We start from the raw sequence: 25,324 nt of genomic DNA on the forward strand, positions 1-25,324 counted from the left end.
TGCTCAGTGGATTTGTGAATAGGTTGTCGCCATGCTTGATCCGGTGTTGTTACGCGCTTTTTTAACCGTGGTGCAGACGGGCGGGTTTACCCGCGCAGCGGCGAGCCTGCACCTGACCCAGTCGACGGTCAGCCAACAGGTGCGCCGCCTTGAAGAGCAGGTGGGCGCGGAGTTGCTCGAGCGCGGTGGGCGTTATGTGGTGACGACCACGGAAGGCGAACGCATGCTCGGTTACGCCAACCGTATCGTCGCGTTGATCGACGAAGCGGAGCTGGCTATGGGCCGCAATCAGCAGACAGGTGAGGTGCGCTTGGGCGTGCCGGACGACTTCGCTGCCGACAGTCTGACCTCCTGCCTGGCCGACTTCGCCGATAACCACCCGGGTATTCGCCTGGAAATTATCAACGGGCTAAGCCATGACGTGTGGAGCGCCTTCAATGCCGGTGAACTTGATCTGGCCCTGATCAAGCAGCGCATCGGCAGTGTTAAAGGGCTGGCCAGTTGGCCGGAGCCGCTGGCCTGGATGGACAGTCGCGCACGCCCCGTGCTTGAGCGTAACCCGGCGCCGCTGGCGGTATTTCCGCCCAATGGGCTATATCGCCTGGAAATGACCCATGCGCTGGATGCCATGGGTAAGCCTTGGCGTATCGCCTATGTCAGCAGCAACCTGTCGGGGGTCAGTGCCGCCGCCGAAGGCGGGCTGGGACTTACCTTGCTGCCACGCCGCTTACTTACGGCTGGGCACCGTGAGTTGGGCGCCGCCGAAGGCTTTGCGCCGGTGGTAGATGTGGAGGTGGCGTTGCATGCCAGGCAGCAGCTGCCGGCCTATGCCCGGGAACTGGCAGTGGCGTTAACCGCTGCCTGTGAACGCATCATGCAACCCGTTAAGGCTTGACCTAACGCCAGCTAAGAATCGGCCAGCCAGCTTGTTCGGCGTGTTGCCGCAGGGTGGGATCGGGATTGACCACGCGGGGCTTATCAACCCGTTGTAATAACGGCAGATCATTGCGTGAGTCGGAGTAAAAATAAGCGCCGTCGAGGGTTTCATTGTGCTCTTGCAGCCAGTCCTGCAGGCGGCTGACCTTACCTTCGCGGTAGGTCAGTACACCCTGAGTACGACCGCTGTAGTGGCCGTGTTGGATTTCCAGGTCGATGGCCAACACTTCCTCGATTTTCAGGCGTGCAGCAACCGCGCTGACCAGAAAATGCGCCGAGGCGGAAATCACCAGAATGCGGTCACCGGCGGCGCGGTGGTTGGCCAGGCAGCGGGTGGCGTCGCTGTAGAAAATCGGCTCGATCACGTCTTCAACAAACGGCTCGACCACATGGGCGACTTCTTCCGGCGTGCGGCCCACCAACGGCGACAGGGTGAAGGCCATATAGTCCTCCATGGCCAGCTCGCCGGCAGCGTATTGGCGCATCAGTTCCTGTTCATGGGGGATAAAGCTATCCGCGTCGGCCCAGCCGAGCTTGACCATTTCCTGGGTCCATAGGCTGGCGCAGTCGCCGCCGATCAGGGTTTCGTCCAGGTCGAAAATTGCCAGGGCCATCAGGCCACCTCACAGATTGCGTTGTCTTCAATGTTCAGGTTGATGTGCTGGCCACGGGCGTGCAGGTCCGCGGGGGAGCGATTGAGTACATCCACCAGCAGTTCGACGCCGCGGGCTTCAACGCTGTAACGGATTACGTTGCCGAGCAGGCGGTGGCTGCGAATGTGTCCTTCGATGCTGCCTTGTGCGCCGATCTGGATAGCCTCCGGGCGAATCGCCACGCGGCTAGTGATCGGCCGCAGCAACAGGCGGCTGGCGGCATCGGCATCGAGCAGGTTGTAGTTGCCGATAAAACCGGCGGCAAAGGCATCGGCCGGTGCGGTGTAGAGGGTTTCGGCGTCGCCGCTCTGGACGATCTTGCCGCCGTTCATCAGGAAGATGCGGTCGCTCATGACCAGTGCTTCTTCCTGGTCATGGGTGACGAAGATGGTGGTCAGGCCCAGCTCCTGCTGGATGTTGCGGATTTGCTCACGCAGGTGCTTGCGGATACGTGCGTCCAGCGCTGACAGCGGCTCATCCAGCAGCAGCAGGCGCGGGCGGGTGACCAGCGAGCGTGCCAGGGCTACACGTTGGCACTGACCGCCCGACAACTGCGGCGGGTAGCGGTTGGCAAAGTCATTCAGCTCGACCAGTTCCAGCACATCCTTGACCCGTTGCTCAGCCTCACTGCCTTTGACCTTCTGCATGCGCAAGCCAAAGGCGACGTTCTGTTTCACGGTCATGTTGGGGAACAGGGCATAGCTCTGGAACACCATGCCGATGCCGCGTTTTTGTGGAGCAGTCGGTACCAGGTCTTCTCCGTCGAGGCATATTTGACCGCCGTTGACGCCGGTTAATCCTGCGATGCAGCGCAGTAGGGTGGATTTGCCGCAGCCAGATGGGCCAAGCAGGGTGATGAATTCGCCCTTGGCAATTTCGCAATTGATATCGCTGAAAATCGAGGTGGCGCCGTAGCTTTTATGCAGGCCTTGAATACTCAGATAACTCATGACTTGTCCTTATTCAGGCGGTTGGCCGCCCAGGTCATCAGCAGCACGAACATAAAGTAGGAAATCACCAGGGCGCTGGTGAAATGACCACTGTCGTTACGCATGTTGTAGAGGTACACCTGCAAGGTCTCAAAGCGGCTACCGACCAACAGGTTGGCAAACACGAATTCGCCAAAGAGGAAGCTGAAGGAGAGGAAAATCGAAACCATCAGGCCTTTGCGCAGGTTGGGCAGCACCACCATAAAGGCCGCACGCCACGTGCTGGCACCCAGCAAATGGGCGGCGTCCATCAGGTCGCGCAGGTTGATCGCTTGCAGGTTGTTGCTGATCGCGCGGTACATAAACGGCAGGGCGATGGTGAAGTAACAACCAATCAGGATCCACGGCGTGCCAAGGATCGGCAGCGGGCCACCGGCAAACAGCTGCATCAAGCCCACCGACGAGACCACCGGCGGAATGGCGAACGGCAGCAAAATCAGCACATTCATCACTGCGTCGAGCTTGGGGAAGTGATAACTGACCACGAACAGCAGCGGCAGTATCAATACCAACGACAAGGCCAGTGCGGCAAAGCACACCAGCAAAGAGCGGCCGAAGGCAGACAGAAAGCGCGCATCGGTCCACAGCGCCACGTACCACTTGAAGGTCAGCCCGCTGGGCAGAATGGTCGCCGACCAGCTGGTGGCCAATGAGTAGATCAGGGTGCCCAGCAGCGGCATAAGCAGAATCAGCATCAAGGTGTAGACCACCAGCTGATGGAACAGCGGGGAGCGTTTTTCAGCGTGGGACATGGTAGCTCCGGCGCAACAGCCATTGGTGAACCAGGGTGATCAGGGTCATCAAGCCCACCAGAATCATCGCCAACGCACTGGCCATGTTCGGGTCGAGGAAGATGTCGCCAGAGACCATGGCGGCAATACGGATCGGCAGGATGTTGAAGTTGCCGGTGGTCAGTGCATACACCGTGGCGTAAGCGCCCAGGGCGTTGGCCATGAGTATCACGAAGGTGCCGAGCAGGGCTGGGGTCAGCACGGGAACGCCGATATGGCGCCAGAATTGCCAGTTGCTCGCACCGAGTAATTCAGCAGACTCGCGCCAGTCTTCGCGCAAGGCATCAAAGGCTGGGTAGAGCAGCAGTACACCGAGGGGGATCTGGAAATAGGTGTAAAGCACAATCAGCCCGGTTTTCGAGTAGAGGTTGAAGTCCTCAATGATCCCCGCCTGCTTGAGCAGAATGGTCAGTGCGCCGTTGAAGCCAAGCAAGATGACAAAGGCAAATGCCAGTGGCACGCCAGCAAAATTACTGGTCATGTTGGTGAAGGCCATAACAAAGTCGCGCAGCTTGCTGTCGACCTGGCGCAGCGAGTAGCTACCGAGGATGGCAATGCTGATGCCGATCAAGCTCGACCAGAACGCCACTTCCAGGCTGTGGCGCATGGCCTGGCGGTAGAAGGGCGAGGCAAAGGCTTCGCTGAAATTACCCAGGCCCCAGCCTTCGCTGGTGTGCAGGCTGTTGCTGGCGACCCAGAGCAACGGGGCGATCTGAAAGGCGATAAAGAACAGGGCAAAGGGCAGCAGGCATAGCAAGGCCAGCCATTTGCCGCGCAACGCAGACATCACAATAAAAGCTCCCGGCACAGAGGTTTGTCGTGGGCGATGCCGAGCAGCTCACAGACCGTACCGCATATCTCCAGCTGTTTAGGCTGGGCGCTGGGGTTAAGGCTGAAGGCGCTGCCGAGCACCAGCAGTGGCACTTCGCGCTCTTCTGGCAGCAAGCCATTGTGCGAACGATCGTTGTTCATGCCGTGGTCGGCAGTCACCAGAATCTGATAACCCGCATCCAGCCACGGCTGAATGTATTCGGCCAAATGCACATCGGCCATGCGTGCGCTGTTGCGGTATTGCGCACTGTCGAGGCCATGCTTGTGGCCGGCATCGTCGATATTCATCGGGTGCACCAGCAGCAAGTTGGGCGCGTGGCGCTGCCGCAGGCTGTCGGCGTCAGCGAACAGGTGTGAGTCGGGGTAGTGGTCGGCGTAGTAAAAGTGGCCGTACTGGATAGGCAGCGCCGCATCGCTGGTATGGCGATCACGGGCGGCCTGGAACGGGGAACGGTTATACAGCTCGCTGACCCAATGATAGGCCGCTGCCGCAGTAACCAGTCCGGCGTCGCGGGCGTAGTGGAACATGCTGCGCTGGGTCGACAGGCGTGATACAGCGTTATTGACGATGCCGCTGTCGATGGGTGCAACACCGGTCAGAATCGCTTCATACAGGGGGCGTGACAGGGCCGGGAGTTCACAGTCGAGCTTGTACAGCGCGGCGCGTCCGGCTTGGCAATAAGCCTGCAGATGCCCCAGCGCATGCTGAGCCACCTGATAGCTCAAGCCATCCAGAACCACGAGGATGACATTGTGCGACATGGTTAAAAGCCTTAGTAAGCGAATCGGCCCCAGAGGAATCCCTGGGGCCAGATGCATTAGTTCATGTTGATGATGACGTGCTCTTGCCACAGGCGCGGCAGGGCTTTAGATGTGGCTTCCCAGGCAGCCGCATCCTTGATCGGCTGAACCTTGGTGTACTGCTCTTGCGGCAGCAACTTGGCTTGCACCTCGGCGGGTAGGGTCAGGTGCTCGGCACGGATCGGGCGGGCATTACCTTTGGCCAGGTTGATTTGGCCAGCGTCGCTCAAGATGTACTCACGCGCCAGTTTGGCGGCGTTGGGGTTTTTCGCCCACTTATTGATGATGGTGCTGTAGCCCGAGATAATCGAACCATCGGACGGGATCAGCACTTCGAAGCGTTCTGGGTCAATCTGGTCGCGGTAGGACAGGCCGTTGAAGTCCCACACCACGCCGACTTCCACTTCACCTTTTTCCAGGGTCTGGATAGTTGGATTGGCCAGCGACAGACGGCCCTGCTTGGCCAGCTCACCATAGAACTCCAGTGCTGGTTTGACGTTGCTTTCATCACCACCCATGACGATCGCGGCGGCCAGGACACCGTTAACTGCTTGTGCGGCGGTGCTGACATCACCGGCGGAGACTTTGTAGGTGCCGGTTTTCAGGTCAGCCCATGAGCGTGGGATATCCTTGACCAGCTGCTTGTTGACGATAAACGCGATGGAGCCGGTGTAGGCGAGCATCCAGTGACCGTCGGTGTCTTTAGCCCAGGCTGGAATCTGTTCCCAGGTGCTCGGCTTGTAGGCTTGGGTAACACCCTGCTGCACGGCGATGGGGCCGAAGGCCGCACCGACGTCGCCGATGTCGGCGGTGGCGTTGTCTTTTTCAGCGGCGAATTTGGCAATTTCCTGGGCCGAGCTCATGTCAGTATCCATGTGCTTGAGGCCGTAGATTTTCTCCAGGTCAACCCAGGTGTCTTTCCAGTTAGCCCAGCTATCCGGCATGCCGACACTGTTCACTGCGCCCTCGGCGCGTGCGGCTTTTTCCAGTGCCTGCATATCCATGTCAGCAGCCATGGCAGAGGTTGCCAGAGCAATAGCCGAACCCATCAGTGAAGCTATCAGCAGTTGTTTCATTGGCAACTCCTTTGCGATTGCGGTGTGTGCGGTAAGCGGTGCTGGTCTAGATCAGCAATACCCAGGCCAATTTAGGCGGGTTAAATGACAGTTTTATGTACGTTGATCATTTTCCGGTTATAACCGCGCTGCCTAAACGGGCGCATCACTAGCGTAGACCATGATTAAAACCCCTAGTACGCGGCTTGCAGGCTAGGGTTTGCGCGCACTGGCTGGGTTGACCAACCGCGTGTCATGTTTCGGTCATCTAGAGTGCTTAAACTTGAAACATGATTTTTACAGCGGCATGAACAGCCTTTTGCCCTCTATTTGGGCTGGACTAGTCCAAATTCGGAGGTCTTGATGCGTGATGAAGCGCCGCGGGCAGTGACTGCTATATGCCGGGCATTGGAGGAGCAGATCGAACACGGTTTGTTGCCGTCTGGAAGTCAGCTACCGGCAGAGCGCAAGCTCAGTGAGGTGTTCGACACCACACGCATCACCTTGCGTGAGGCGCTTGGGCAGCTAGAGGCCCAGGGGCTGATTTACCGTGAAGAGCGCCGCGGCTGGTTTGTTTCGCCACCGCGCGTGGCCTATAACCCGCTGGTGCGCAGCCACTTTCACGCGATGGTAGGTGAGCAGGGCCGGGTGCCCGCCACTGAGGTGTTGAGTGCCAGGTTGATGCCGGCCAGTGCCGAGATCTGCCAGCTACTGGCGTTGCCGGCGCTTTCTAGCGTGTATCAGATTCGTCGTGCGCGGCGTATTGATGGGCGGCTGGTGCTGTACGTTGAGCACTATCTGAACCCGAATTATTTCGCCGGGATTCTGGATTTCGACCTGACCTGCTCGCTGACCGAGTTGTATGCCAGCGAATACGGCATTCATTACGGCCGGGTGCGTTTCGATATGGTGCCCACGGCCTTGCACAGCGAAGCCGCGTCAGCATTGAAAGTAGCGGTGGGCAGCCCGGCGTTGCGTATCGTTCGGGTCAACCGCGATCAGCATGGCCGTTTGATTGACTGCGACCTGGAGTTCTGGCGCCACGACGCCCTGCATGTGAGCGTCGAGGTACCGGAATAGAGCACGAGGCTGGGCTTTTTGCCCAGCCGTTCTCAGGGCAGTTCAGCGCTGGCGTAGAACGCAGTGAGTACTTTCACCAGATGCGCCAGGTCATGGCTGCCGGCCAGTTCACGGATCGAGTGCATGGCGAACGTCGGCAGGCCGATGTCCACGGTGCGCACGCCCAGTTGGCTTGCAGTGATCGGGCCGATGGTCGAGCCGCAGCCCATGTCGCTACGGGTGACAAAACTCTGCACCGGCACTTCGTTTTCCAGGCACAGGTGGCGGAAAAAGCCGGCCGTCTCGCTGGTGGTGGCGTAGCGCTGGTTGCTGTTGATCTTGATCACAGGGCCGGCATTGAGCTTAGGGCCGTGGTTCTGATCGTGCTTATCCGCGTAGTTGGGATGCACGGCGTGGGCGTTGTCGGCCGAGACCAGCAACGAGCGCTGGATGGTCCGCACGAAGGCATCGCCTTCAGGCAGCACACGACGCAATACCTGTTCGAGCATCGGGCCATCGGCGCCGCAGGCCGAGCAGGAGCCGACCTCCTCATGATCGGTGCATACCAGCAGGCAGCTTTCATCATCGGGCGCCGCGAGCAGGGCTTGCAGGCCGGCGTAGCAGGACAGCAGGTTGTCCAAGCGCGCACCGGCGATAAAGTCGCTGTTCAGGCCAATGACCGCCGCCGCCTGGGTATCGTAGAAGCTCAGCTCGTAATCGAGCACGGCGTCGGCGCTGAAATCATGTTCGCGGGCCAGTTGATCGGTGATCAGGGCGCGGAAGTCAGCGGCATCGCTACCGGCCAGTTGCGCCAAAATCGGCGGCAGTTCGTTCTGCGGGTTGATCGCCCAGCCTTGATTGGCCTCACGGTTGAGGTGGATCGCCAGGTTAGGGATGACCGCAATGGGGCATTGAAAGTCGATCAGCTGGCTTTCCACCTTGCCGTCGCGGCGGTAGGTCACCCGGCCGGCCAGCGACAGGTCGCGGTCGAACCAGGGCGCCAGCAAAGCGCCGCCGTACACCTCAACGCCGAGCTGGAAAAAGCCATGTTGCTGCAGCTCCGGTTGCGGTTTGACCCGCAGGCACGGGCTGTCGGTGTGCGCGCCGACCAGGCGAATGCCGCCTTCCAGCGGTGCGCGCTTGCCCAGCTTGAAGGCGATGATCGAGGAGTCGTTGCGCGTCACGTAATAGCGGCCGCCGGCCTCGGTGTGCCAGCTGGCGCGTTCGTCCAGGTGCTGGAAACCGGCCGCCTCAAGGCGCTGAGCCAGGCTGGCGGTGGCATGAAAAGGGGTCGGCGAGGCCTTGAGGAACTCGATCAGGCCTTGATTCAAATCTTCGCGCATAGGGCACTCCAGACGGCAATCGGCCGAGTTTAGCGGATTTGCCTAGCGCTTTGGGCTGCCGCGCTCGACAGATCAGCTCGGGATGCTGACCAGGCTGAGCAGATAACCGTCGAACTCGGCGAATTGGCCTTCCAGCTCGCTGCCGGCGGGCCAGTCCCCATGCAGGTCAATCAACAGGCGCATGCACACTTTATTGTCAGCCTCGACGCTGAGCAGCTCGGCATCCTGAAAGTAGAAGTGCTGCAATACCTGCGGGTAGAGCGCCTTGAACAGGCTTTCCTTGAGCGAGAAGGTCAGGCTGATGCGTTGCGCGCGCTGTTCGGCGGAGAGGTTTTCCAGGCGGAACAGTTCGGCGGGCGTAAGAATTTCCGCTGCCAGGCGTTCCGCGCGGCTGGCCGGTATAAGTTGTTCGATATCCAGCCCCAGGCCGCGCCAGTCGGCGCTGTTGCCCACCACGGCGCCGGCCCAGCCGCTGCCGTGGGTGATTGAGCCGACCACACCTAACGGCCACTGTGGCGCGCGATCTTCACCGCAGGCCGGAACCGTCGCCGCACCGGTCAAACGCATCAAGGCCTCACGCGCACACAGGCGCCCGGCCAGGTATTCGGCCTGGCGTTTGGCTACGCCGCGCACCGGCGCGACTGCGCAGCGGCTGAAATCCGCTGCATCCAGTAGTTCGGGATTAAAGGTGGTGCTGATTAACTGCAGCGCCGGCAGGCTGTGCGGCAATGGCCAGTGACTCTTCAGGGGGCTGCAGCAGGGCGGGAGGTAGGCTGTATTCATCGACCTATTCTGCCGTGCGGCGCTTTGCACGGCCAGCCGCTGCGCGCGTTTACATTTCTTTGCAAAGCGGCAACAAAGCTAAACGAAGTTGCGCGGGCTTTTTTGCCACACTGTGGCATGCGTTTCTTCGGGGACGCAGGTGAGGTTGTAGCTGGCGCAGGCGTGAGGCTTGTTCCGGCATTTCTCTGAGAATGAGTACGGGAGCCCGTTTGGGCTCCCGTTTTTTTATGGACGCTATTTAGGGCGGTCATCCTTCGCGACGCTTTAACTTTCGCGCTACCAGCCCGGCACCCCGCTCATGTCCGGCAGCTTGTGGGCGATGCCTTTATGGCAGTCGATGCACGTAGCTTCGCCGCTGGCCAGGGCGGTGGAGTGCATCTGCCGGGCGCGCTGGCCCTGGCGGGTGAAGTCCATAAACTCGAAGTTGTGGCAGTTACGGCATTCCAGCGAGTCGTTGGCTTTGAGCCGCGCCCATTCGTGTTCGGCGAGTGTGCGGCGGTGGGCGAGGAACTTGTCGCGGGTGTTGATGGTGCCGAAAATCTTGCCCCACACCTCTTTGGAGGCCTGCATCTTGCGCGCGATTTTGTCGGTCCATTTGTGCGGCACGTGGCAGTCCGGACAGGTGGCGCGCACGCCGGAGCGGTTGCTGTAGTGGATGGTGTCCTTCAGTTCGACATACACGTTGTCGCGCATTTCATGGCAGGAAATGCAGAACTGCTCGGTGTTGGTGACTTCCAGCGCGGTGTTGAAACCGCCCCAGAAGATGATCCCGGCGATAAAACCGCCAAGGGTGAGAAAGCCCAGGCTGTAGTGCACGCTCGGTCGGCGCAGGATGCGCCAGTAGTCCTTGAGCAGGGCAAACAATGATTTCATGACGCCTCCTCAGGGTTTGGCCGGGGCATTGATTTCGTCTTGCAACAGCTTGTCGATGGTCTCGAAACTGTTGCCCACCAGCGGTTTCACCTCGTTCTGTGAAACGTGGCACTGATTGCAGAAGTAGCGCCGTGGCGATACTGCTGCCAGCGGCTGGCCGTCGCGGTCCATGTAGTGGGTGATGCTGATCATCGGGGCTTGGCTGCGCGCGCTACCGGCGCGGCTGTGGCAGGTCAGGCACTTGTTGCCGTTTTTGTCGATCTGGTAACTGCTGATGCTGTGCGGGATGGTCGGCGGTTGCTCGGGGTAGTTGCGTTCGCGCTTGAGGTCCTTGTTTTCCTCATTGGCAATAGGCGGCGCTGATAGAGTCTGGCTGATGGTGCCGCCTGGGCGGCGGCCATCCGGTGCCGGGGCATCCAGCGGGTAATTGACTTCGGCGGCCACGGCAATGCCAAACGCGGCCAGCAGCAGGAAAGGCAGTAGGCGAATGTTCATCAGAGTTCTCCTCAGGCCACGCTGATCAGTTCGATCTTCACCGCACACTTCTTGTAGTCGGCCTGCTTGGAGATCGGGTCGGTGGCATCCAGGGTGACCTTGTTGATCAGCTTGTTGGCGTCGAAAAACGGCACGAACACCAACCCCTGGGGCGGTTTGTTGCGCCCTCGGGTTTCGATGCGCGCGCGCATTTCACCGCGCCGGCTGATCACTTTGACCTCGCTGCCGCGCCGGGCGTTAAGCGCCTTGGCATCGTCCGGGTGCATGTACACCAGGGCATCGGGCACCGCCTTGTGCAGCTCTTCGACACGCTGGGTCATGCTGCCGGTGTGCCAGTGCTCCAGTACCCGGCCGGTGCTGAGCCAGAACGGGTAGTCGGCATCCGGGGCTTCGGCGGCCGGCTCGTAGGGCAGGGCGAAGATGATCGCCCTCTTGTCCGGGTAACCGTAGAACTGCACGCCGCTGCCTTTTTCCACATAAGGATCGAGGCCTTCACGGTAGCGCCAGCGGGTTTCCTCGCCGTCCACCACCGGCCAGCGCATGCCGCGTTCGCTGTGGTAACGGTCGAAGTCGGCGAGGTCATGACCATGGCCACGGCCGAACTGCGCGTATTCCTCGAACAGGCCTTTTTGCAGGTAGAAGCCAAAAGCCTTGGCTTCATCGTTGATATGGCCGGCTTCGATCTGCTCGCTGGGGAACTGGTCGACCTGACCGTTGGCGAACAGCACCTGGTACAGGGTCTTGCCCTTGTGCTGCGGCGAGGTGGCCAACAGTTCGGCCGGCCAGACTTCATCGGTGGTAAAGCGTTTGGAAAACTCCACCAGTTGCCACAGATCAGATTTGGCCTCGCCGGGGGCAGTGACCAACTGATGCCAAAATTGCGTGCGACGCTCGGCGTTGCCGTACGCGCCTTCCTTTTCCACCCACATGGCGCTGGGCAGGATCAGGTCGGCGGCCTGAGCCGAGACGGTAGGGTAGACGTCGGAGACGATGATGAAGTTGTCTGGGTTGCGCCAGCCGGGCAGCACTTCGCCCATGATGTTCGGCCCAGCCTGCATGTTGTTGCTGACCTGGGTCCAATAGACGTTGAGCACGCCGTCTTTGAGCATGCGGCTTTGCTGCACGGCGTGGAAACCGACCTTTTCCTGGATGGTGCCGGCGGGCAGCTTCCAGATTTTCTCGGCGGTGGCGCGGTGTTTCGGGTTGGTCACCACCATGTCCGCCGGCAGGCGGTGGGAGAAGGTGCCGACTTCGCGCGCAGTGCCGCAGGCCGAGGGCTGGCCGGTGAGCGAGAACGGGCTGTTGCCCGGTTCGCTGATTTTGCCGGTGAGCAGGTGGATGTTGTAGATCAGGTTATTGGCCCACACCCCACGGGTGTGCTGATTGAAGCCCATGGTCCAGAACGACATGACCTTGCGCTTGGGGTCGGCATACAGCTCGGCCAGGGCCTTGAGGCGCTCGGCTGGCACCCCGGTTTCCTTGGCGGTGCGCTCCAGGGTGTAGGGTTTGACGAAAGCGGCGAACTGCTCGAAGGATATATCGCTCCAGGTGTTGGCGGTCTCGGCGTTTTTCGCCTGCACTTCAAGCGGGTGATCGGGGCGCAGGCCGTAGCCGATGTCGTCGGCACCCTTGGCGAACTTGGTGTGCTGGTTGACGAAACTCTTGTTCACCGCACCGCTTTCGATGATGTGGTTGGCGATGTAGTTGAGGATCAGCAGGTCAGTCTGCGGTTTGAACACCATGGGAATATCAGCCAGCTCGAAGCTGCGGTGTTCAAAGGTAGAGAGCACCACCACTTTGGTCTGCGGGTAGCTCAGGCGGCGGTCGGTGACCCGGCTCCAGAGGATCGGATGCATCTCGGCCATGTTCGAGCCCCACAGCACGAACACGTCGGCGGCTTCGATATCGTCATAGCAGCCCATCGGCTCATCGGCACCGAAGGTGCGCATAAAACCCATCACCGCCGAGGCCATACAGTGGCGCGCGTTGGGGTCGATGTTGTTGCTGCGCAGGCCGGCTTTCATCAGCTTGTTGGCCGCGTAGCCTTCCCAGATGGTCCATTGCCCCGAACCGAACATGCCCACCGACTCGGGGCCTTTGTTCTTCAAGGCTTCCTTGAACTTCAGCTCCATGATGTCGAAGGCCTGCTCCCAACTGATCGGCTGGAACTCGCCCTGTTTGTCATACACGCCGTTCTTCATGCGCAGCAGCGGCTCGGTCAGGCGGTCAACGCCGTACATGATCTTCGATAGGAAGTAGCCCTTGACGCAGTTCAGGCCGCGATTGACCTCGGCCTTGACGTCACCGTGGGTGGCCACCACGCGGTTGTTCTTGGTCGCCACCATCACGCTGCAACCGGTGCCGCAGAAGCGGCAGGGGGCTTTGTTCCAGTTCAGCGTGGTCATGTCCGCTTCGGTGATCAGGTTGCTGGCCGAGGTGGCAATCGGCAGGCCGGCCGCTGCTGCGGCAATGGCGGCGGCGTTGGCTTTGGCGAATTGACGGCGGGTCATGCTCATTCGTCGGCTCCTTCGGGGCTCAGCAGTTCGTGGTAGACCAGCGCGGCGTTGAGTACGCCCGGCAGGTTGCTGATCTGGTCTATGCGCTCAAGGATCTGCTGCTCGTCGGCGGTTTCCAGTACTACCACCAGCTTGCCCAGTGGGCTTTGCTGATGCAGTTCAACCCCGTCAAGCAGGCTCAGATTGGCTTTCACCGCTTCGAACTGCTCCGGGCGGGCGTGTACCAGCAGGCTGGCAATGTGCAGGGTTTCGGCCATATTCCGTGGCTCCGATGGTGATCAGGCAGGGCGATCAGCTAGGCGGTCCGGGTGGACCAATCAGCATTTGCATAAACCAGATAAAGAAACCGTAGCCACCGACCAGGGCGATGGACAGGAGGGGGAAAAAGCAGACGACAAGAAACAGAAAAAGGCGGGTTTCCTTACTTTTTTGCACATTGTTGTCGTTGTTATTGTCGGTGGTCATGGCGACTGACTCCCCTCAGGTGTAGCAATCAGGTTAGACCTTACTCTTGATATGGACAAAAGTGCTGATCTGAATCAAGACGAATGGCTTTCCTCGGTATTTGTTCCAGTGCAGCACAGCGGCTATGCACCGCGCGCAAAGCCGGCTTGTCCGACTGCGTGTTAATCTGCCGGAACGGCCGATTTAGAGCCATTTTGCGAGCCTGCCGATGCCTGCTGCCGATTCGTCTGCGTATTTGATGCGCGGTACTGCCGCCTACCGGCGCGCCACCCTGGCGCTGTTCTGCGCCGGTTTTGCCACCTTTGCCTTGCTCTACTGCGTGCAGCCGTTGCTGCCGCTGCTGGCGTCGCATTTCTCCGTGTCCGCAGCGGGTAGCAGTTTGGTGCTGTCGCTGACCACGATGAGCCTGGCCGTTTGTCTGCTGGTGTCCGGTGCACTGGCCGAGAGCTGGGGGCGCAAGCCGGTAATGGTCGCGGCTCTGGGCCTGGCGTCACTGCTGGGGATTGCCTGCGCGCTGGTGGACAGTTGGGATCATCTGCTGTGGCTGCGCGCCTTGCTTGGCCTGGCGTTGAGCGGGCTGCCGGCCCTGGCCATGGCCTATGTCGGTGAAGAATTCGACCCCGAGGCACTGCCGGCGGCGATGGGGCTGTATATCGGCGGCACCGCGCTGGGCGGGTTGCTAGGGCGTTTGCTCGCCGGCCTGCTCAGTGATCTGGGCGGCTGGCCGCTGGCGTTGGCCGGTATTGCTGGTATGGGCTTGTTGGCCTTGGCGCTGTTTATTTGGCTGCTGCCGCCGTCGCGGCATTTCACCGCGCAATCGCTGTCAGTGCGTGGCCTGCTGCGCAACTTTGCGGCGCACCTGGGCAATGGCCAATTGCGCCGCCTGTTTCTGTTGGCCTTTCTGTTGATGGGCGGGTTTGTCGCCTTGTTCAACTATGTCGGTTTTCGCCTGGCGGCCGCACCGTTCAATCTTTCATCCAGCTGGATCGGCTTGTTGTTCACCGTGTATCTGCTGGGCATCGTCAGCGCCGGTTGGGCGGGGCGACTGGTGCCACGCCTGGGCGCGCGCCAGGTGATGCTAGGCGGTATCGCCATCATGCTGCTGGGGGTGGCGCTCTGTGCCACGCCCTGGCTGAGCCTGGCGGTGGCGGGGTTGGCCTTGTTCACCCTGGGTTTCTTTGCCGCCCACGCGGTGGCCAGTGGGCAGGTCGGGCAGCGCGCGAGTGGAGCCAAGGCGCAGGCGTCGGCGTTGTACCTGTGCGCCTATTACCTGGGCTCCAGCGTGATTGGCTATGCCGCCGGGTACATCTGGGAGCATGCCGGCTGGCTGCCCATGCTGGCCGTACTGGCCGCGCTGTTTGTCTCGGCCGGAATCAGTGTGCGTAAGCTGTAAGGCTTGAGTTGCGGGTTCACGCAAGTGCTTGTGTATGCGGCGGCAGGCCATCGATTGACTGAGCAAACATTCAGTTGTTGCCATCCGCGGGCATTGCGATGGGCACTAAGACTTCATTGCGGCGTAAAAACCACGGCATAAACGGTGGGTTGTAGCGGGCCCATACTGGTTCGCCGACGACGCGCCAGCCGTTTTTGCTAATCCACACGTCGAGCTCTGCTTTATTGCGCGTGTAGGCACGTTCACTCCAGAACCCCGAGTAGCGCACCGCCGCCATCTGCCGCGCGGGCACTTGGCGCAATGTCACCTGTGGGTCTTTAGGAGCCGGCAGCGTGGCCAGTGAGAGGGTCGCAGGCATCATAAAACTCACAGCCCAAGCGCCATCGATTTGCTGTTGGCCAACGGGTGACGTCATCGCGATTTTCTCACCTTCGGCCTCTTGGGCGACCGGTGCGGTCATCGCAATTTTCTGGCTGGAGGTGTTGTTGCCCGAAATGTAATCAAACAGCCGGCTAAACGCTTTGCTGCCAGCCTGATCAAAATCCCCGTCTACCCGGGTTTCTGCAACAACATGGGGCTCATAGTTACGCAACTCAAAGCTGTCTTCTTTGAGCACAACTGAGTATTTCGCTTCCTCAACCGCCATTGCGTTTCCACTCCCAATGAGTGCAGCAAAAAGCACTGCTGCAGCCTGTTTTAAATAGGTCATTCGCGTTCACCCGCTACTGTGGATCTCTGGAGGGAGGCGCCGAGACCATGTGCTTGGCTCGGCTGCTCACTGTCTCATCGCCTTAAGACTTGAACGCTACGTGTGCAGCAAGTTCATTGGGGCGTTGATTTACGGCCTGGGTGACTTAGGGCTTCGGCTGCTCCATCAGGTATTTTGCAACGGCCGCATAAGCTGGTAATGAGGTGGGATCGTTGGCGGAATTGGCCGCGATTGGGTGGCTGGCGAAGCGGGCAATCACCATCTCGGCCGCTGGGTCAATGTACAGCGCTTGGCCGTGCACCCCGCGCGCCATAAAGGCGCCATTCGCGTTGTGGGTGACCCACCACATATTGCGATAACTCCAGCCGGGCAACAGCGAGTAGCCAGCCTTGGCGAAATCTTCACGGCTTGCACCGTTACGGATGTCTGTCACGACCTCGGCCGGCAAGATTTGCTGGTCGTTGTAACGGCCGTTGTTGCGCACCATTTCACCAAAGCGCGCCAGGTCACGCAGGCCGCTGTTCAGCCCGCCACCGGCAAACGGTGTGCCGATGGAGTCGACGGACATATAGGCATCCTGCTCAGCGCCAAGTTTGCTCCAGATGCGCTCCGACAGCAGTTTTGCCACGTTGCGGCCACTCGCACGCGCTAGCACCCACCCGAGGGCATCGGTGTTGGCGGTCCGGTAGTGAAAGGCCTCGCCATGTTTACCCTGCGGCTGAACCGTTTGCAGAAACTCATAATAAGTACGTGGCCCCTGGTAGTCCGCGGGTTTGGGCAGCGGATTGCCGGCGGCGGCATGCGCCCAGACTTCGGCATTGGGGTCGGCATAGTCTTCGCTAAAGCGAATGCCGGTGGTCATATCCATCAACTGGCGAACCGTGGCGTTACCGAAGGCAGATGCAGCCAGCTCGGGTACGTAGTAGGCCACCTTGCGTTCAGGCTCAAGCGTCCCTTCGGCAACCAGTAGCGCGGCGAGGGTGCCCATAAAGGTCTTGGTGACTGACATGGCGCCATGCTGGCCTTGCGCCTTGAGCACACCGAAATAGCGTTCGTAGACGACTGCGCCGCGATGCAGCACAACAATCCCGTCGGTGTAGTTGGCCAGCAGCGACTGCTGCCAGGTCATGGGCTTATCAGCGCCGAGTGGCATGAACGAGACAGTGTCGATGGCGTCCAGCAGGTTGCGCTTTAGCGGCGAAGGCGCGCTAAGCCCGTGCGACACATTGACGGTGGGCATGAGTTGGCGAAAGTTGGAGACACTCCAGCGCATCTGCGGGAAGCGAAAATAACTGCCGTCATCGAAACGCAAAATACGCTCAGGCGGGGGTGGTGAGCCAACCATCCAGCCCAGTTCAGCCGGGTCACTGGCCTGCGCGCTTGGGAATTGCGCAGGTGTGCTGGCGTGGGCCGAGCAGGCGAATGCGCTGAGTAGTAGGCATAAGCGCAGGGGTAATGATCCTTTCAAACGGCGTATGTCCATGATTAGCACCCTCTGTATATGTCTGCTCAGTAAAGCATAGGCGGCCAAGTCTCCCCGCCATCAGTGCGGTGGGGAGTATTCAGCGGCTTAAGCTTCCTGGGCCCGATACGCGCCCGGCGTCAGCCCCGTCCATTTTTTAAAGGCACGGTGAAACGCAGACGGCTCCGAAAACCCCAGTTGCTCGGCAATGTCCTGAATGGCCAAATCGGCGCGGCCCAAGTGATAAATCGCCAAGTCCCGGCGCAGATGATCTTTCAACTCCTGAAAGCTCGAGCCTTCCTCGCGCAAATGCCGGCGCAGGGTTTGTGGGCTCATGTGCAGCTGTTGCGCCACGGCGTCGAGGTCTGGCCAGTTGCTGCAGTCGCGACCAAGCAGGCGGCGGATTTGGCTGATCAGGCTGTCGCCGCCATCCGGGCGCGCCAGCAGATCGGCCGGGGAATGCTGGAGGAATTGCTTGAGGGTGCGCTCGTCCTGCAGCAGCGGCATGGCCAGATAGCGGGCGTGGAACAGCAGGCTGGTGCGCCCAGCGGAAAAACGCCGGTTGCAGGGAAACAGCAATTCGTACTCGGCAGCGTGGGCGGGCTGGCTGTAGGTGAAGGTGGTTTCTTCCAGACGGATGCGTTGGCCGATTAGCCAACTGCCGAGGCGGTGCCAGATCACCAGCAGGCATTCCACCAGAAAGTGGTCGGGGTCCAGCAGGCTTGAGCCGTCTACGCTCAGTCGTGCCCAATCACCTTCACGCTGAATGCTGATGATCGGCGCTTCGGGAAACAGGCTGTAGAACAGCGCGCCCCGGCCCAGGGCTTTTTCCAGCGAGCGGCAATGGATGATGGCGTAACACATCATGGCGAACGTGCCGCGCTTACTGCGCAGACGGCCAAAGCCGAGGTATTCGTCGTCGAGGCTTTCCCACAACAACTGCACCAAACGGGCGAACTGCTCGGGGGCGATGCGGGCGCGTGGCTCATCCAGCAGAGCGGGTTGAATCCCCAGCTGGCGCAGCAGTGGCGTGCAATCTTGGCCCTTGGCCTCGGCACCGCGTAAGGCCGCGCGGACAAAGTGGCTGGCGATGGTGTGTTCGCGCATGACGGCTCCTTGAAAGTGCGCCGATGGTAAGCAGCTTGACGGGCATAGAACAAGCACCGAGCGAATGGGTCAACCCAGGCTGAGCGCATGGGTCATTGAGGCTGGTGGCAGGGCAGGCCTAACCTGCAGCACGACTTCAGCTCTAGGAGCCACCCCATGCAGCGCAACATTTTCGATACCGAACACAGCATGTTTCGCGACGCCTTTGCCGCTTTTCTGAAGAAGGAAGTGCTGCCCCATCAGGACCAATGGGAGGCCGACGGCATGGTCAGCCGTGAGGTATGGAAGAAGGCCGGTGACATGGGCTTTTTGCTGCCTTGGGCGGATGAGGAATACGGCGGTGCGGGCCTCAAGGATTTTCGCTACGAGCAGATTATGTGCGAGGAGTTGGCCAAGGTTAACGAAGCCGGTTTTATGCTGCCGCTGCACTCGGCGCTGTGCGGCCCCTATATCGCTGAGTACGGTAACGCTGAGCAGAAGGCGCGCTTTATGCCGGGGATTATCAGCGGCGAGCTGATTCTGGCGGTGGCGATGACCGAGCCGAGCGCCGGCTCCGACCTGGCCGGCATGCGCACCAGTGCGGTGGAGCAGGACGATCACTACCTGCTCAACGGCTCCAAGGTGTTTATCTCCAACGGCCTCCTGGCCGATGTGGTGATAGTCGCAGCCAAGACCGACCCGGCGAACAAACATGCCATGGGCTTGTTCTTGGTCGAGCGCGGCATGGCGGGTTTCGAGCGCGGCAAGAAGCTGGAAAAACTCGGCATGAAGAGCCAGGACACCGCCGAGCTGTTCTTCAACAACGTCAAGGTGCCCAAAGCCAACCTGCTGGGGGATGCCAAGGGTGGCTTCTTTTATCTGATGAACATGCTCGCTCAGGAGCGCCTGACCAATGCCTGCGGCGCGGTGGCCGGTGCCGAGGCGGCGCTGCAAGTGACCATCGATTACGTGAAAGAGCGTAAGGCTTTTGATCGGCCGATTTCGCACTTCCAGAACACCCGCTTCAAGCTCGCTGAAATGCGTACGAAAATCGACGTGGCGCAGGTGTTTGTTGACCGCTGCGTGATCGATCACAACGAGAAAAAGCTCACCCCAGAAGTCGCTGCCGAGGCCAAGCTGTTCACCACTGAGCTACTGGGCAAGGTAGTCGATGAGGGGGTACAACTGCACGGCGGCTGGGGGTATATGTGGGAGTACCCAATTTGCAAGATGTACGCGAATGCACGCATTCAGCGCATCTTCGCTGGCACCTCGGAAATCATGAAAGAGATCATCAGCCGCGGGATGAAGCTTTGATAGAGGGTTAATGGCTAAATCGAGGCGCGACAGACACTAACAATAAGAGGTCTGCACATGGACGAACAACTGCCTCTGGAGCGCCTGGCGCTCTGGGTTGAGAAACGCCCCGATGCGGTCTGGCTCAGCCAGCCGGTAGCTGGGCAATGGCATGATTTCACCTGGGCGCAGGTGGATGAGCAGGCGCGGCGTATAGCCACGGCGTTGCATGCACTGGGTTGTGCGCCGGGTGACCGAGTGGCGCTGCTGGCGAAGAACTGCGCCGAATGGGTGATTGCCGATCTGGCGATCATGATGGCGGGGCTAATCAGCGTGCCGTTGTACCCCCTGCAGTCAGCCGAGAGCATCGAGTATGTGCTGCGACATTCGCAGTGCAAGGCGATCTTCCTCGGCAAGCTGGATGAACCGGCCAAGTTGGCCCCCGGCATTCCCGCTGAAGTGATGCGGATTGCCATGCCGTATCCGACTATCGAGGCCAGTCACGGCTGGCATGCCTTGCTGGCGGCGCACCAGCCGTTGGCTGAAACGCATCAGCAGGCACCCGATGCCTTGCTCAGCATCCTCTATACCTCCGGCACCACGGGGCAGCCCAAGGGGGTGATGCTCTCGGCCAAAGCGTTCGCCTATGCCAGTAGCCACTCGGTGCAGGAGTTGCAAATCACCGAGCAGGATCAGTTCTTCTCATACCTGCCGCTATCGCATGCCGCCGAGCGTTTTCTGGTGGAGATGAACGCCTTGTACAGCGGTGGGCGGGTGGCCTTTGTCGAGTCACTGGACTCCTTTGCCAGCGACTTGCGCCACGTGCGGCCGACCGTGTTTTTCTCCGTGCCGCGCCTGTGGACGCGCTTTCAGCAGGGCGTGCTGGAGAAACTGCCGCAGCCCAAACTGGCACGTTTGCTGGGTATTCCGCTGATTGGCGGCTTGGTCGCGCGCAAAATTCGCAAGGGATTAGGGCTGGATCGCGCACGGATTCTGGTCAGTGGCGCGGCAGCGATTCCGCCGGCCTTGCTGGATTGGTACCAGCGTATCGGTATGACCATCTGCGAGGGCTATGGCATGACCGAGCACTTCGCCTATGGCTGCTTCAACCGGCCGGGGCAGGTGCGTTTTGGCACGGTGGGGCGGCCGATGCCGGGTAATGAGATGCGCCTGGCCGAGAATGGCGAAATCCTGCTGCGTTGCCCGTGCCTGATGCTGGGTTACTACCAGGAACCGGCGAAAACCGCTGAAACCATTACCGATGGCTGGCTGCACACGGGTGACAAGGGCGAGATTGATGCGGCCGGTTACCTGAAAATTACCGGGCGGGTGAAGGATATCTTCAAGACCAGCAAGGGCAAGTACATCGCCCCGGCGCCGATTGAAGGGGAGATCGCCAAGAACCTCTGGGTCGAGCAGGTGTGCCTGATGGGCAGCAATTTGGATCAGCCATTGGCGCTGATCGAGCTGTCACCGGCGGCTCGTGAGCAGGCACGCGAGCAAGTGGCGGCCGACCTTGCGCAGACTTTGCAGCAGCTTAATGCTCAGCTTGAGGCCCACGAACGGCTTAGCCATTTTGTGCTGGTGCGCGAGGCCTGGACCGTGGACAACGGCTGCATGACCCCGACCATGAAAATCCGCCGTAACGTACTGGAAGCACGCTTTGCCGACCAACTAAGCGAGCTGGATGCCAAGCAACCGCTGCATTGGCAATAGCTGCACTGCTTAGGTTGGGCTGGCCGCGCAGGTTGAGCGCAGCGCTACCCATCGGCATAAACGATTATCCAAAGGAGCTGTTATGCAAGGCCCGCTGTCGTCCCTGAAAGTGCTGGATTTTTCCACCCTGTTGCCGGGGCCGTTTGCCTCTCTATTACTAGCCGATATGGGCGCCGAGGTGCTGCGAGTTGAGTCGCCTTCGCGCATGGACCTGGTGCGCGTGCTGCCGCCGCATGACGGCGGCGTGTCGGCCAGCCATGCCTACCTCAACCGCAACAAGCGCTGCATCGCCCTTGACCTGAAAAAGCCCGAGGCGGTGGAAATGGTCAAGCAACTGGTGGCCGAGTACGACATCGTGCTGGAGCAGTTCCGCCCAGGGGTGATGGACAAACTCGGCGTCGGCTACGAGGCGCTGAAAGCGATCAACCCGAAGCTGATTTACGTGTCGATCACCGGCTATGGCCAGACCGGGCCGTATAAGGATCGCGCCGGGCATGACATCAATTATTTGGCCCTGGCCGGCATCGCCAGCTACACCGGGCGCAGCGACACTGGGCCGCTGCCGCTGGGTATTCAGGCAGCGGATATTGCCGGCGGCTCGCTGCACGGGGTGATCGGCCTACTGGCGGCGGTTATTCAGCGCCAGGCCACGGGCCTGGGTCAGCAGGTGGACATCAGCATGACCGACTGTGCCTTCAGCCTGCACGGTATGGCCGGGGCGGGTTATCTGGCGGCCGGGGTGGAGCCGGCGATGGAAAACCAGGCACTCAATGGCGGCAGTTTCTACGACTACTACCGCACCCGTGATGGCCGTTGGTTCTCGGTCGGTAGCCTGGAACCGCAGTTCATGCAGCAATTCTGCGCCGCGATTGGTCGCCCTGAGTTGGCTGCGCGTGGTCTTTCACTAAAGCCCGAGGATCAGCAAGCGCTTAAACGCGAGATCGAAATCGAGTTCGAGAAACGCGATTTCGCCGAGTGGAATCAGGTATTCGCCGGCCTGGATGCCTGCGTGGAACCGATGCTCACCCTCAGTGAGGCCGTTGAGCATCCGCAGATCAGAGCGCGCAATCTGGTTACCGAGGTGCCGCGTGTGGGCAATGCACCACAGGCGCAGATCGCCTGCCCGATCAAGTTCTCCAGCGGCTTGCCTGCACCCCGGCATATCGGTGCGGCGTTGGGGGCGAACACAGAGGAAGTGCTGGCTGAACTGGGTTACAGCGCCGAGCAGATTGCCCAGCTCAAGGCGGTAAAAGTGGTGGCCTGAGTCCCGTTGAAGGAGCAGTCGAGCGCTTTATGCATAGCGCCTGATGCACTGGCGGCTCGTCAAATGATGCGTTTTCCGGCATAAGCGTGGTTCGTGCCAATAGGCCATGCAGGGAGACAGCATGTATCACGGTGAACGCTTCAACGCCTGGACCCATCTGGTCGGAACGCTACTGGCCAGCGTGGGCGCCGTGTGGATGCTGGTGCTGGCAAGCCTGGACGGTGACGTACGCAAGATCGTCAGTGTGGCGATCTATGGCCTGACGCTGGTACTGCTATACAGCATCTCCACGCTTTACCACAGCGTGCAGGGGCGGGCGAAGGTGGTGATGCGTAAGCTTGACCACCTGTCGATCTACTTGTTGATTGCCGGCAGCTATACGCCATTTTGCCTGGTAACCCTGGAAGGGGTGTGGGGCTGGACGCTGTTTGGCGTTGTCTGGACGCTGGTCGTTATTGGCATGGTGCAGGAGATCAAACCGCGCTCCGAGGCGCGCGTGCTGTCGATTGTGATCTACGCCGTAATGGGCTGGATTGTGCTGGTGGCGGTCAAACCGTTGATCGCTAAGCTGGGCATGGCCGGATTTGTCTGGCTAGCCGGAGGCGGGGTGCTTTACACCGTGGGCATCATCTTCTTCGTTTATGACAGCCGCTTCCGTCATTGGCATGGCATCTGGCACCTGTTCGTTATGGGCGGCAGCTTGATGCACTTCGTGGCGGTGTTGCGTTACGTGCTGTGAGCCTTTAGTGGGCTATTCGATGCGCTGTTCACCGGTAAAACTCAAGGTCACCTTGCAGCGTCGGCAGAAATAGCGACGGCCTTTACTGACCAGTGTGTGGCGCTGGGCCGAAAACGGGAATTCCCCTTGCGGGCAGCTGCAGCGGTAGATGTAGCGACTCACCGCACGCCGTTGCACGGCGTAGGTATGGCAACGGTTAGGCGCTAGCTCATACACACCGCGCATGATCAGCTGCCACTCCTCGCCGTGGGGCTGGATTTTCAGGCCAAACAGCTGATGGGCAATCAGGTGCGCGACTTCATGGGGTACGGTCTGCCGGAGAAAGTCTTCGCGATTCTCTCGGTACAGCTGCGGGTTGAAGCGCAGTTTGTTTTCCGTCAGGTGCGCCACGCCGGCTTTTTGCCCACGCAGCTTGAAACTCACCTCGGCGCGGACAAAGGGTTGCTTGAAGAACGCTTCAGCTTGCTGGTAGCACTGCTCTACGCGGCTTAGGAGTTGCTCAGGCATAAAGATGATGATCGAGGTCGGGCTGGCGATTATGCCCAAGGCCTTTGATGTGCGCAGCCCTGAAACGACGAAACCACCCGCAGGTGGTTTCGTTACGTGTCATCAAGTAAGCGTTAGCTGGTGTAGACCGGGCCAACCCCAAAGCCCCAGAGAATCACCGAGCTGGCAATCATCGCCACCAGCACCACCAAACCCACAGCAAGTACCGAGCTGGAGAACATAAAACCTTCATCCTCGGGGATGCCCATAAACCGCGGGATACCGACATACAGCAGGTACACCGTGTAGCAGATGGCTGCCGTGCCCACCACCATGGCCAGCCAGAGGTGCGGGTAGAGTGCTGCGAGCCCACCGATAAACAGCGGAGTGGCGGTATAGGCAGCAAATACCACGCATTGCGTTAGGTTCGGGCTGGCATCGTAGGTGCGCGCCATCCAATGGATGAATGCGCCCATAACTGCAACACCGGCCAGCATTGCCAAGTAGGTCATGAAGGTCATTTGCAGTGCGCTGGCTTCTGTCAGCATCACCGGCGCTCGATCACCAATGGCCCAGCCTACCTGGGTTGTGCCGATGTAGGCCGAGATCGCAGGAACTGCCGCGAGAATCAGTACGTGGGTGAGATACATGTGGCTGATGGTTTCTTCTTCGCCACGGATTTCCTGCCATTCCTGGTCAGGGTGAGTGAATAGTCCCCAAACGTGATGGATCATGCCAGACCTCCTGTTTTTATAGCGGTCGCCCCCCAGCGCAGCGCCTGATTGGCATGGACAGCTTCATCAGGTGCGATGCCGAACCTATGCGACCGTATGTCGCAGTATAGGCAGCCATTACGGCTGGAAAGGCGGGGCGTTAGAGCAAATCGGACTCTCAGCCGCGGCCGTAATAACGTTCGAGGATTTCCATGGCTTTATTGATTGACTGCAAGCGCTCTGTACTGCCGCCGCGATCCGGGTGGTGCAGGCTGACCAGTTGCCGGTAGCGCTGTTTGATGCGGGCAGACGTAAGTGTTTGCGGGTTGTCGCTAAGTTCAAAGAGTTCCAGGGCGGCCTGTTGCTCCTCGCCACCCTGCATGCGTGACCAGAAGCTGCGCAGCAGCTTGGCCACATCCTGCTCGTCGGTATCGCGGAGTTGGCTCATGTCGAGGTAGTAATCGCGCAGTGGGTCATGCTCGCTCAGCTGCGCACTGCCCGGTTGATAGGGCAGCACCTGGATGTTTAGCGCGCTGATCTGCAGGTGGCCGCGTTGCGACGCCCATAGCCGTTCACGCAGGCGATAGAGCGCGTTGAACAGCAGAAAATGGGTACGAAACAGCACCAGGTGGTCGGTCAGTGGCAGGTTTGGAATATGCGTGCAGTGGCGAGCTTTTAGCTGCTGGATCAATTGGTATTCGCCAAGGCCTGCTGGCGCTGCGTCGAGCAACTGGAGCACATGTTCGGATAGGTCGAGGTTCGGGTTGAAGTCATCGTTCATCGGTCGAGCCTAGCATTTCAACAACTGTGGGGTAGGGTGCGGCACGCTTTCTGCGTAAAATGCCGCATTCTCAACGGCTTCCGGATTTC

Annotated in this window: 26 protein-coding genes; 7 read left to right on the forward strand and 19 right to left on the reverse strand. The window is 60.1% G+C overall.

All coding sequences use genetic code 11. From position 1 onward, the window contains the following. Positions 1-31: 31 nt before the first annotated feature. The gene (locus SOP97_RS19390; protein ID WP_322950519.1) at positions 32-895 is read left to right on the forward strand and encodes a LysR substrate-binding domain-containing protein; all 864 of its coding nucleotides are present in this window, start codon (positions 32-34) and stop codon (positions 893-895) included. Between the two features lies 1 nt (position 896). Here SOP97_RS19390 and SOP97_RS19395 read toward each other — a convergent pair whose 3' ends face one another. From SOP97_RS19395 to SOP97_RS19420, 6 genes are read right to left on the reverse strand one after another with little or no spacing between them, the layout of a single operon-like run. Continuing rightward, positions 897-1,550, reverse strand: a complete 654-nt coding sequence (locus SOP97_RS19395) for an HAD family hydrolase (RefSeq protein ID WP_322950520.1) — start codon at positions 1,548-1,550, stop codon at positions 897-899. After that, complete coding sequence (locus SOP97_RS19400; RefSeq protein ID WP_322950521.1) at positions 1,550-2,539, reverse strand: ABC transporter ATP-binding protein; 990 nt, start codon at positions 2,537-2,539, stop codon at positions 1,550-1,552. Before SOP97_RS19400 ends, SOP97_RS19395 begins: the two co-directional genes overlap by 1 nt. Beyond that, the gene (locus SOP97_RS19405) at positions 2,536-3,330 is read right to left on the reverse strand and encodes an ABC transporter permease (protein WP_322950522.1); all 795 of its coding nucleotides are present in this window, start codon (positions 3,328-3,330) and stop codon (positions 2,536-2,538) included. The genes SOP97_RS19400 and SOP97_RS19405 overlap by 4 nt, the downstream gene beginning before the upstream one ends. Beyond that, on the reverse strand, positions 3,317-4,156 hold the full coding sequence (locus SOP97_RS19410; RefSeq protein WP_322950523.1) for an ABC transporter permease: 840 nt from the start codon (positions 4,154-4,156) through the stop codon (positions 3,317-3,319). The genes SOP97_RS19405 and SOP97_RS19410 overlap by 14 nt, the downstream gene beginning before the upstream one ends. Then, on the reverse strand, positions 4,156-4,962 hold the full coding sequence (locus SOP97_RS19415) for an alkaline phosphatase family protein (RefSeq protein WP_322950524.1): 807 nt from the start codon (positions 4,960-4,962) through the stop codon (positions 4,156-4,158). The genes SOP97_RS19410 and SOP97_RS19415 overlap by 1 nt, the downstream gene beginning before the upstream one ends. 56 nt (positions 4,963-5,018) lie before the next feature. Next, positions 5,019-6,077 carry an ABC transporter substrate-binding protein gene (locus tag SOP97_RS19420; RefSeq protein WP_322950525.1) on the reverse strand — a complete coding sequence of 353 codons (1,059 nt, stop codon included), beginning with the start codon at positions 6,075-6,077 and terminating at the stop codon, positions 5,019-5,021. A gap of 342 nt (positions 6,078-6,419) precedes the next feature. Between SOP97_RS19420 and SOP97_RS19425 the strand changes: the two genes are divergently transcribed. Further along, positions 6,420-7,136, forward strand: a complete 717-nt coding sequence (locus SOP97_RS19425) for a UTRA domain-containing protein (protein ID WP_322950526.1) — start codon at positions 6,420-6,422, stop codon at positions 7,134-7,136. A gap of 32 nt (positions 7,137-7,168) precedes the next feature. Here the strand turns inward: SOP97_RS19425 and SOP97_RS19430 are convergent, their stop codons facing one another. From SOP97_RS19430 to SOP97_RS19460, 7 genes are all read right to left on the reverse strand, one after another. Next, complete coding sequence (locus SOP97_RS19430) at positions 7,169-8,458, reverse strand: M18 family aminopeptidase (RefSeq protein WP_322950527.1); 1,290 nt, start codon at positions 8,456-8,458, stop codon at positions 7,169-7,171. A gap of 72 nt (positions 8,459-8,530) precedes the next feature. Next, positions 8,531-9,241 carry a 4'-phosphopantetheinyl transferase family protein gene (locus SOP97_RS19435; RefSeq protein ID WP_274088673.1) on the reverse strand — a complete coding sequence of 237 codons (711 nt, stop codon included), beginning with the start codon at positions 9,239-9,241 and terminating at the stop codon, positions 8,531-8,533. A 276-nt stretch (positions 9,242-9,517) separates the two neighbouring features. Further along, positions 9,518-10,114, reverse strand: a complete 597-nt coding sequence (locus SOP97_RS19440; RefSeq protein WP_274088674.1) for a cytochrome c3 family protein — start codon at positions 10,112-10,114, stop codon at positions 9,518-9,520. A 9-nt stretch (positions 10,115-10,123) separates the two neighbouring features. Next, a complete protein-coding gene (locus tag SOP97_RS19445; protein ID WP_322950528.1) occupies positions 10,124-10,609 on the reverse strand; it encodes a nitrate reductase cytochrome c-type subunit in 486 nt (161 codons plus the stop codon). Between the two features lie 11 nt (positions 10,610-10,620). Then, the gene (gene napA, locus SOP97_RS19450; protein ID WP_274088676.1) at positions 10,621-13,125 is read right to left on the reverse strand and encodes a nitrate reductase catalytic subunit NapA; all 2,505 of its coding nucleotides are present in this window, start codon (positions 13,123-13,125) and stop codon (positions 10,621-10,623) included. Further along, positions 13,122-13,382, reverse strand: a complete 261-nt coding sequence (locus tag SOP97_RS19455) for a chaperone NapD (RefSeq protein ID WP_274088677.1) — start codon at positions 13,380-13,382, stop codon at positions 13,122-13,124. The genes napA and SOP97_RS19455 overlap by 4 nt, the downstream gene beginning before the upstream one ends. A gap of 34 nt (positions 13,383-13,416) precedes the next feature. Further along, a complete protein-coding gene (locus tag SOP97_RS19460) occupies positions 13,417-13,590 on the reverse strand; it encodes a periplasmic nitrate reductase, NapE protein (RefSeq protein ID WP_274088678.1) in 174 nt (57 codons plus the stop codon). Positions 13,591-13,798: 208 nt separating this feature from the next. Here SOP97_RS19460 and SOP97_RS19465 point away from each other — a divergent pair, with 208 nt between their 5' ends. Then, positions 13,799-14,983, forward strand: coding sequence for an MFS transporter (locus SOP97_RS19465; RefSeq protein WP_322950529.1), 1,185 nt, complete (start codon positions 13,799-13,801; stop codon positions 14,981-14,983). A 70-nt stretch (positions 14,984-15,053) separates the two neighbouring features. Here the strand turns inward: SOP97_RS19465 and SOP97_RS19470 are convergent, their stop codons facing one another. From SOP97_RS19470 to SOP97_RS19480, 3 genes are all read right to left on the reverse strand, one after another. Continuing rightward, a complete protein-coding gene (locus SOP97_RS19470) occupies positions 15,054-15,692 on the reverse strand; it encodes an SOUL family heme-binding protein (protein ID WP_322950530.1) in 639 nt (212 codons plus the stop codon). A 145-nt stretch (positions 15,693-15,837) separates the two neighbouring features. Next, a complete protein-coding gene (locus tag SOP97_RS19475) occupies positions 15,838-17,175 on the reverse strand; it encodes a serine hydrolase domain-containing protein (protein WP_322950531.1) in 1,338 nt (445 codons plus the stop codon). An 87-nt stretch (positions 17,176-17,262) separates the two neighbouring features. After that, the gene (locus SOP97_RS19480; RefSeq protein ID WP_322950532.1) at positions 17,263-18,261 is read right to left on the reverse strand and encodes an AraC family transcriptional regulator; all 999 of its coding nucleotides are present in this window, start codon (positions 18,259-18,261) and stop codon (positions 17,263-17,265) included. Positions 18,262-18,417: 156 nt separating this feature from the next. On the opposite strand from SOP97_RS19480, the gene SOP97_RS19485 reads away from it, so the two are divergent. The 4 genes from SOP97_RS19485 to trhA all read left to right on the forward strand — a co-directional run bounded on the left by SOP97_RS19485 (position 18,418) and on the right by trhA (position 23,255). Further along, positions 18,418-19,557, forward strand: coding sequence for an acyl-CoA dehydrogenase family protein (locus SOP97_RS19485; RefSeq protein ID WP_322950533.1), 1,140 nt, complete (start codon positions 18,418-18,420; stop codon positions 19,555-19,557). 57 nt (positions 19,558-19,614) lie between these two features. Beyond that, on the forward strand, positions 19,615-21,252 hold the full coding sequence (locus SOP97_RS19490) for an AMP-binding protein (protein ID WP_322950534.1): 1,638 nt from the start codon (positions 19,615-19,617) through the stop codon (positions 21,250-21,252). Between the two features lie 82 nt (positions 21,253-21,334). Then, the gene (locus tag SOP97_RS19495) at positions 21,335-22,516 is read left to right on the forward strand and encodes a CaiB/BaiF CoA transferase family protein (protein ID WP_322950535.1); all 1,182 of its coding nucleotides are present in this window, start codon (positions 21,335-21,337) and stop codon (positions 22,514-22,516) included. 121 nt (positions 22,517-22,637) lie between these two features. After that, the gene (gene trhA, locus SOP97_RS19500; RefSeq protein WP_322950536.1) at positions 22,638-23,255 is read left to right on the forward strand and encodes a PAQR family membrane homeostasis protein TrhA; all 618 of its coding nucleotides are present in this window, start codon (positions 22,638-22,640) and stop codon (positions 23,253-23,255) included. Positions 23,256-23,267: 12 nt separating this feature from the next. Here trhA and SOP97_RS19505 read toward each other — a convergent pair whose 3' ends face one another. The 3 genes from SOP97_RS19505 to SOP97_RS19515 all read right to left on the reverse strand — a co-directional run bounded on the left by SOP97_RS19505 (position 23,268) and on the right by SOP97_RS19515 (position 25,235). Continuing rightward, positions 23,268-23,768, reverse strand: coding sequence for a SprT family zinc-dependent metalloprotease (locus tag SOP97_RS19505; protein ID WP_411912092.1), 501 nt, complete (start codon positions 23,766-23,768; stop codon positions 23,268-23,270). 107 nt (positions 23,769-23,875) lie between these two features. Further along, positions 23,876-24,475, reverse strand: a complete 600-nt coding sequence (locus SOP97_RS19510; RefSeq protein ID WP_322950538.1) for a Yip1 family protein — start codon at positions 24,473-24,475, stop codon at positions 23,876-23,878. Positions 24,476-24,632: 157 nt separating this feature from the next. Then, a complete protein-coding gene (locus SOP97_RS19515; protein ID WP_322950539.1) occupies positions 24,633-25,235 on the reverse strand; it encodes a DNA-J related domain-containing protein in 603 nt (200 codons plus the stop codon). Between the last annotated feature and the right edge of the window lie 89 nt (positions 25,236-25,324).

The organism is Pseudomonas spirodelae, assembly GCF_034653255.1.
In the GTDB taxonomy this organism is placed as follows: Bacteria; Pseudomonadota; Gammaproteobacteria; order Pseudomonadales; family Pseudomonadaceae; genus Aquipseudomonas; species Aquipseudomonas spirodelae.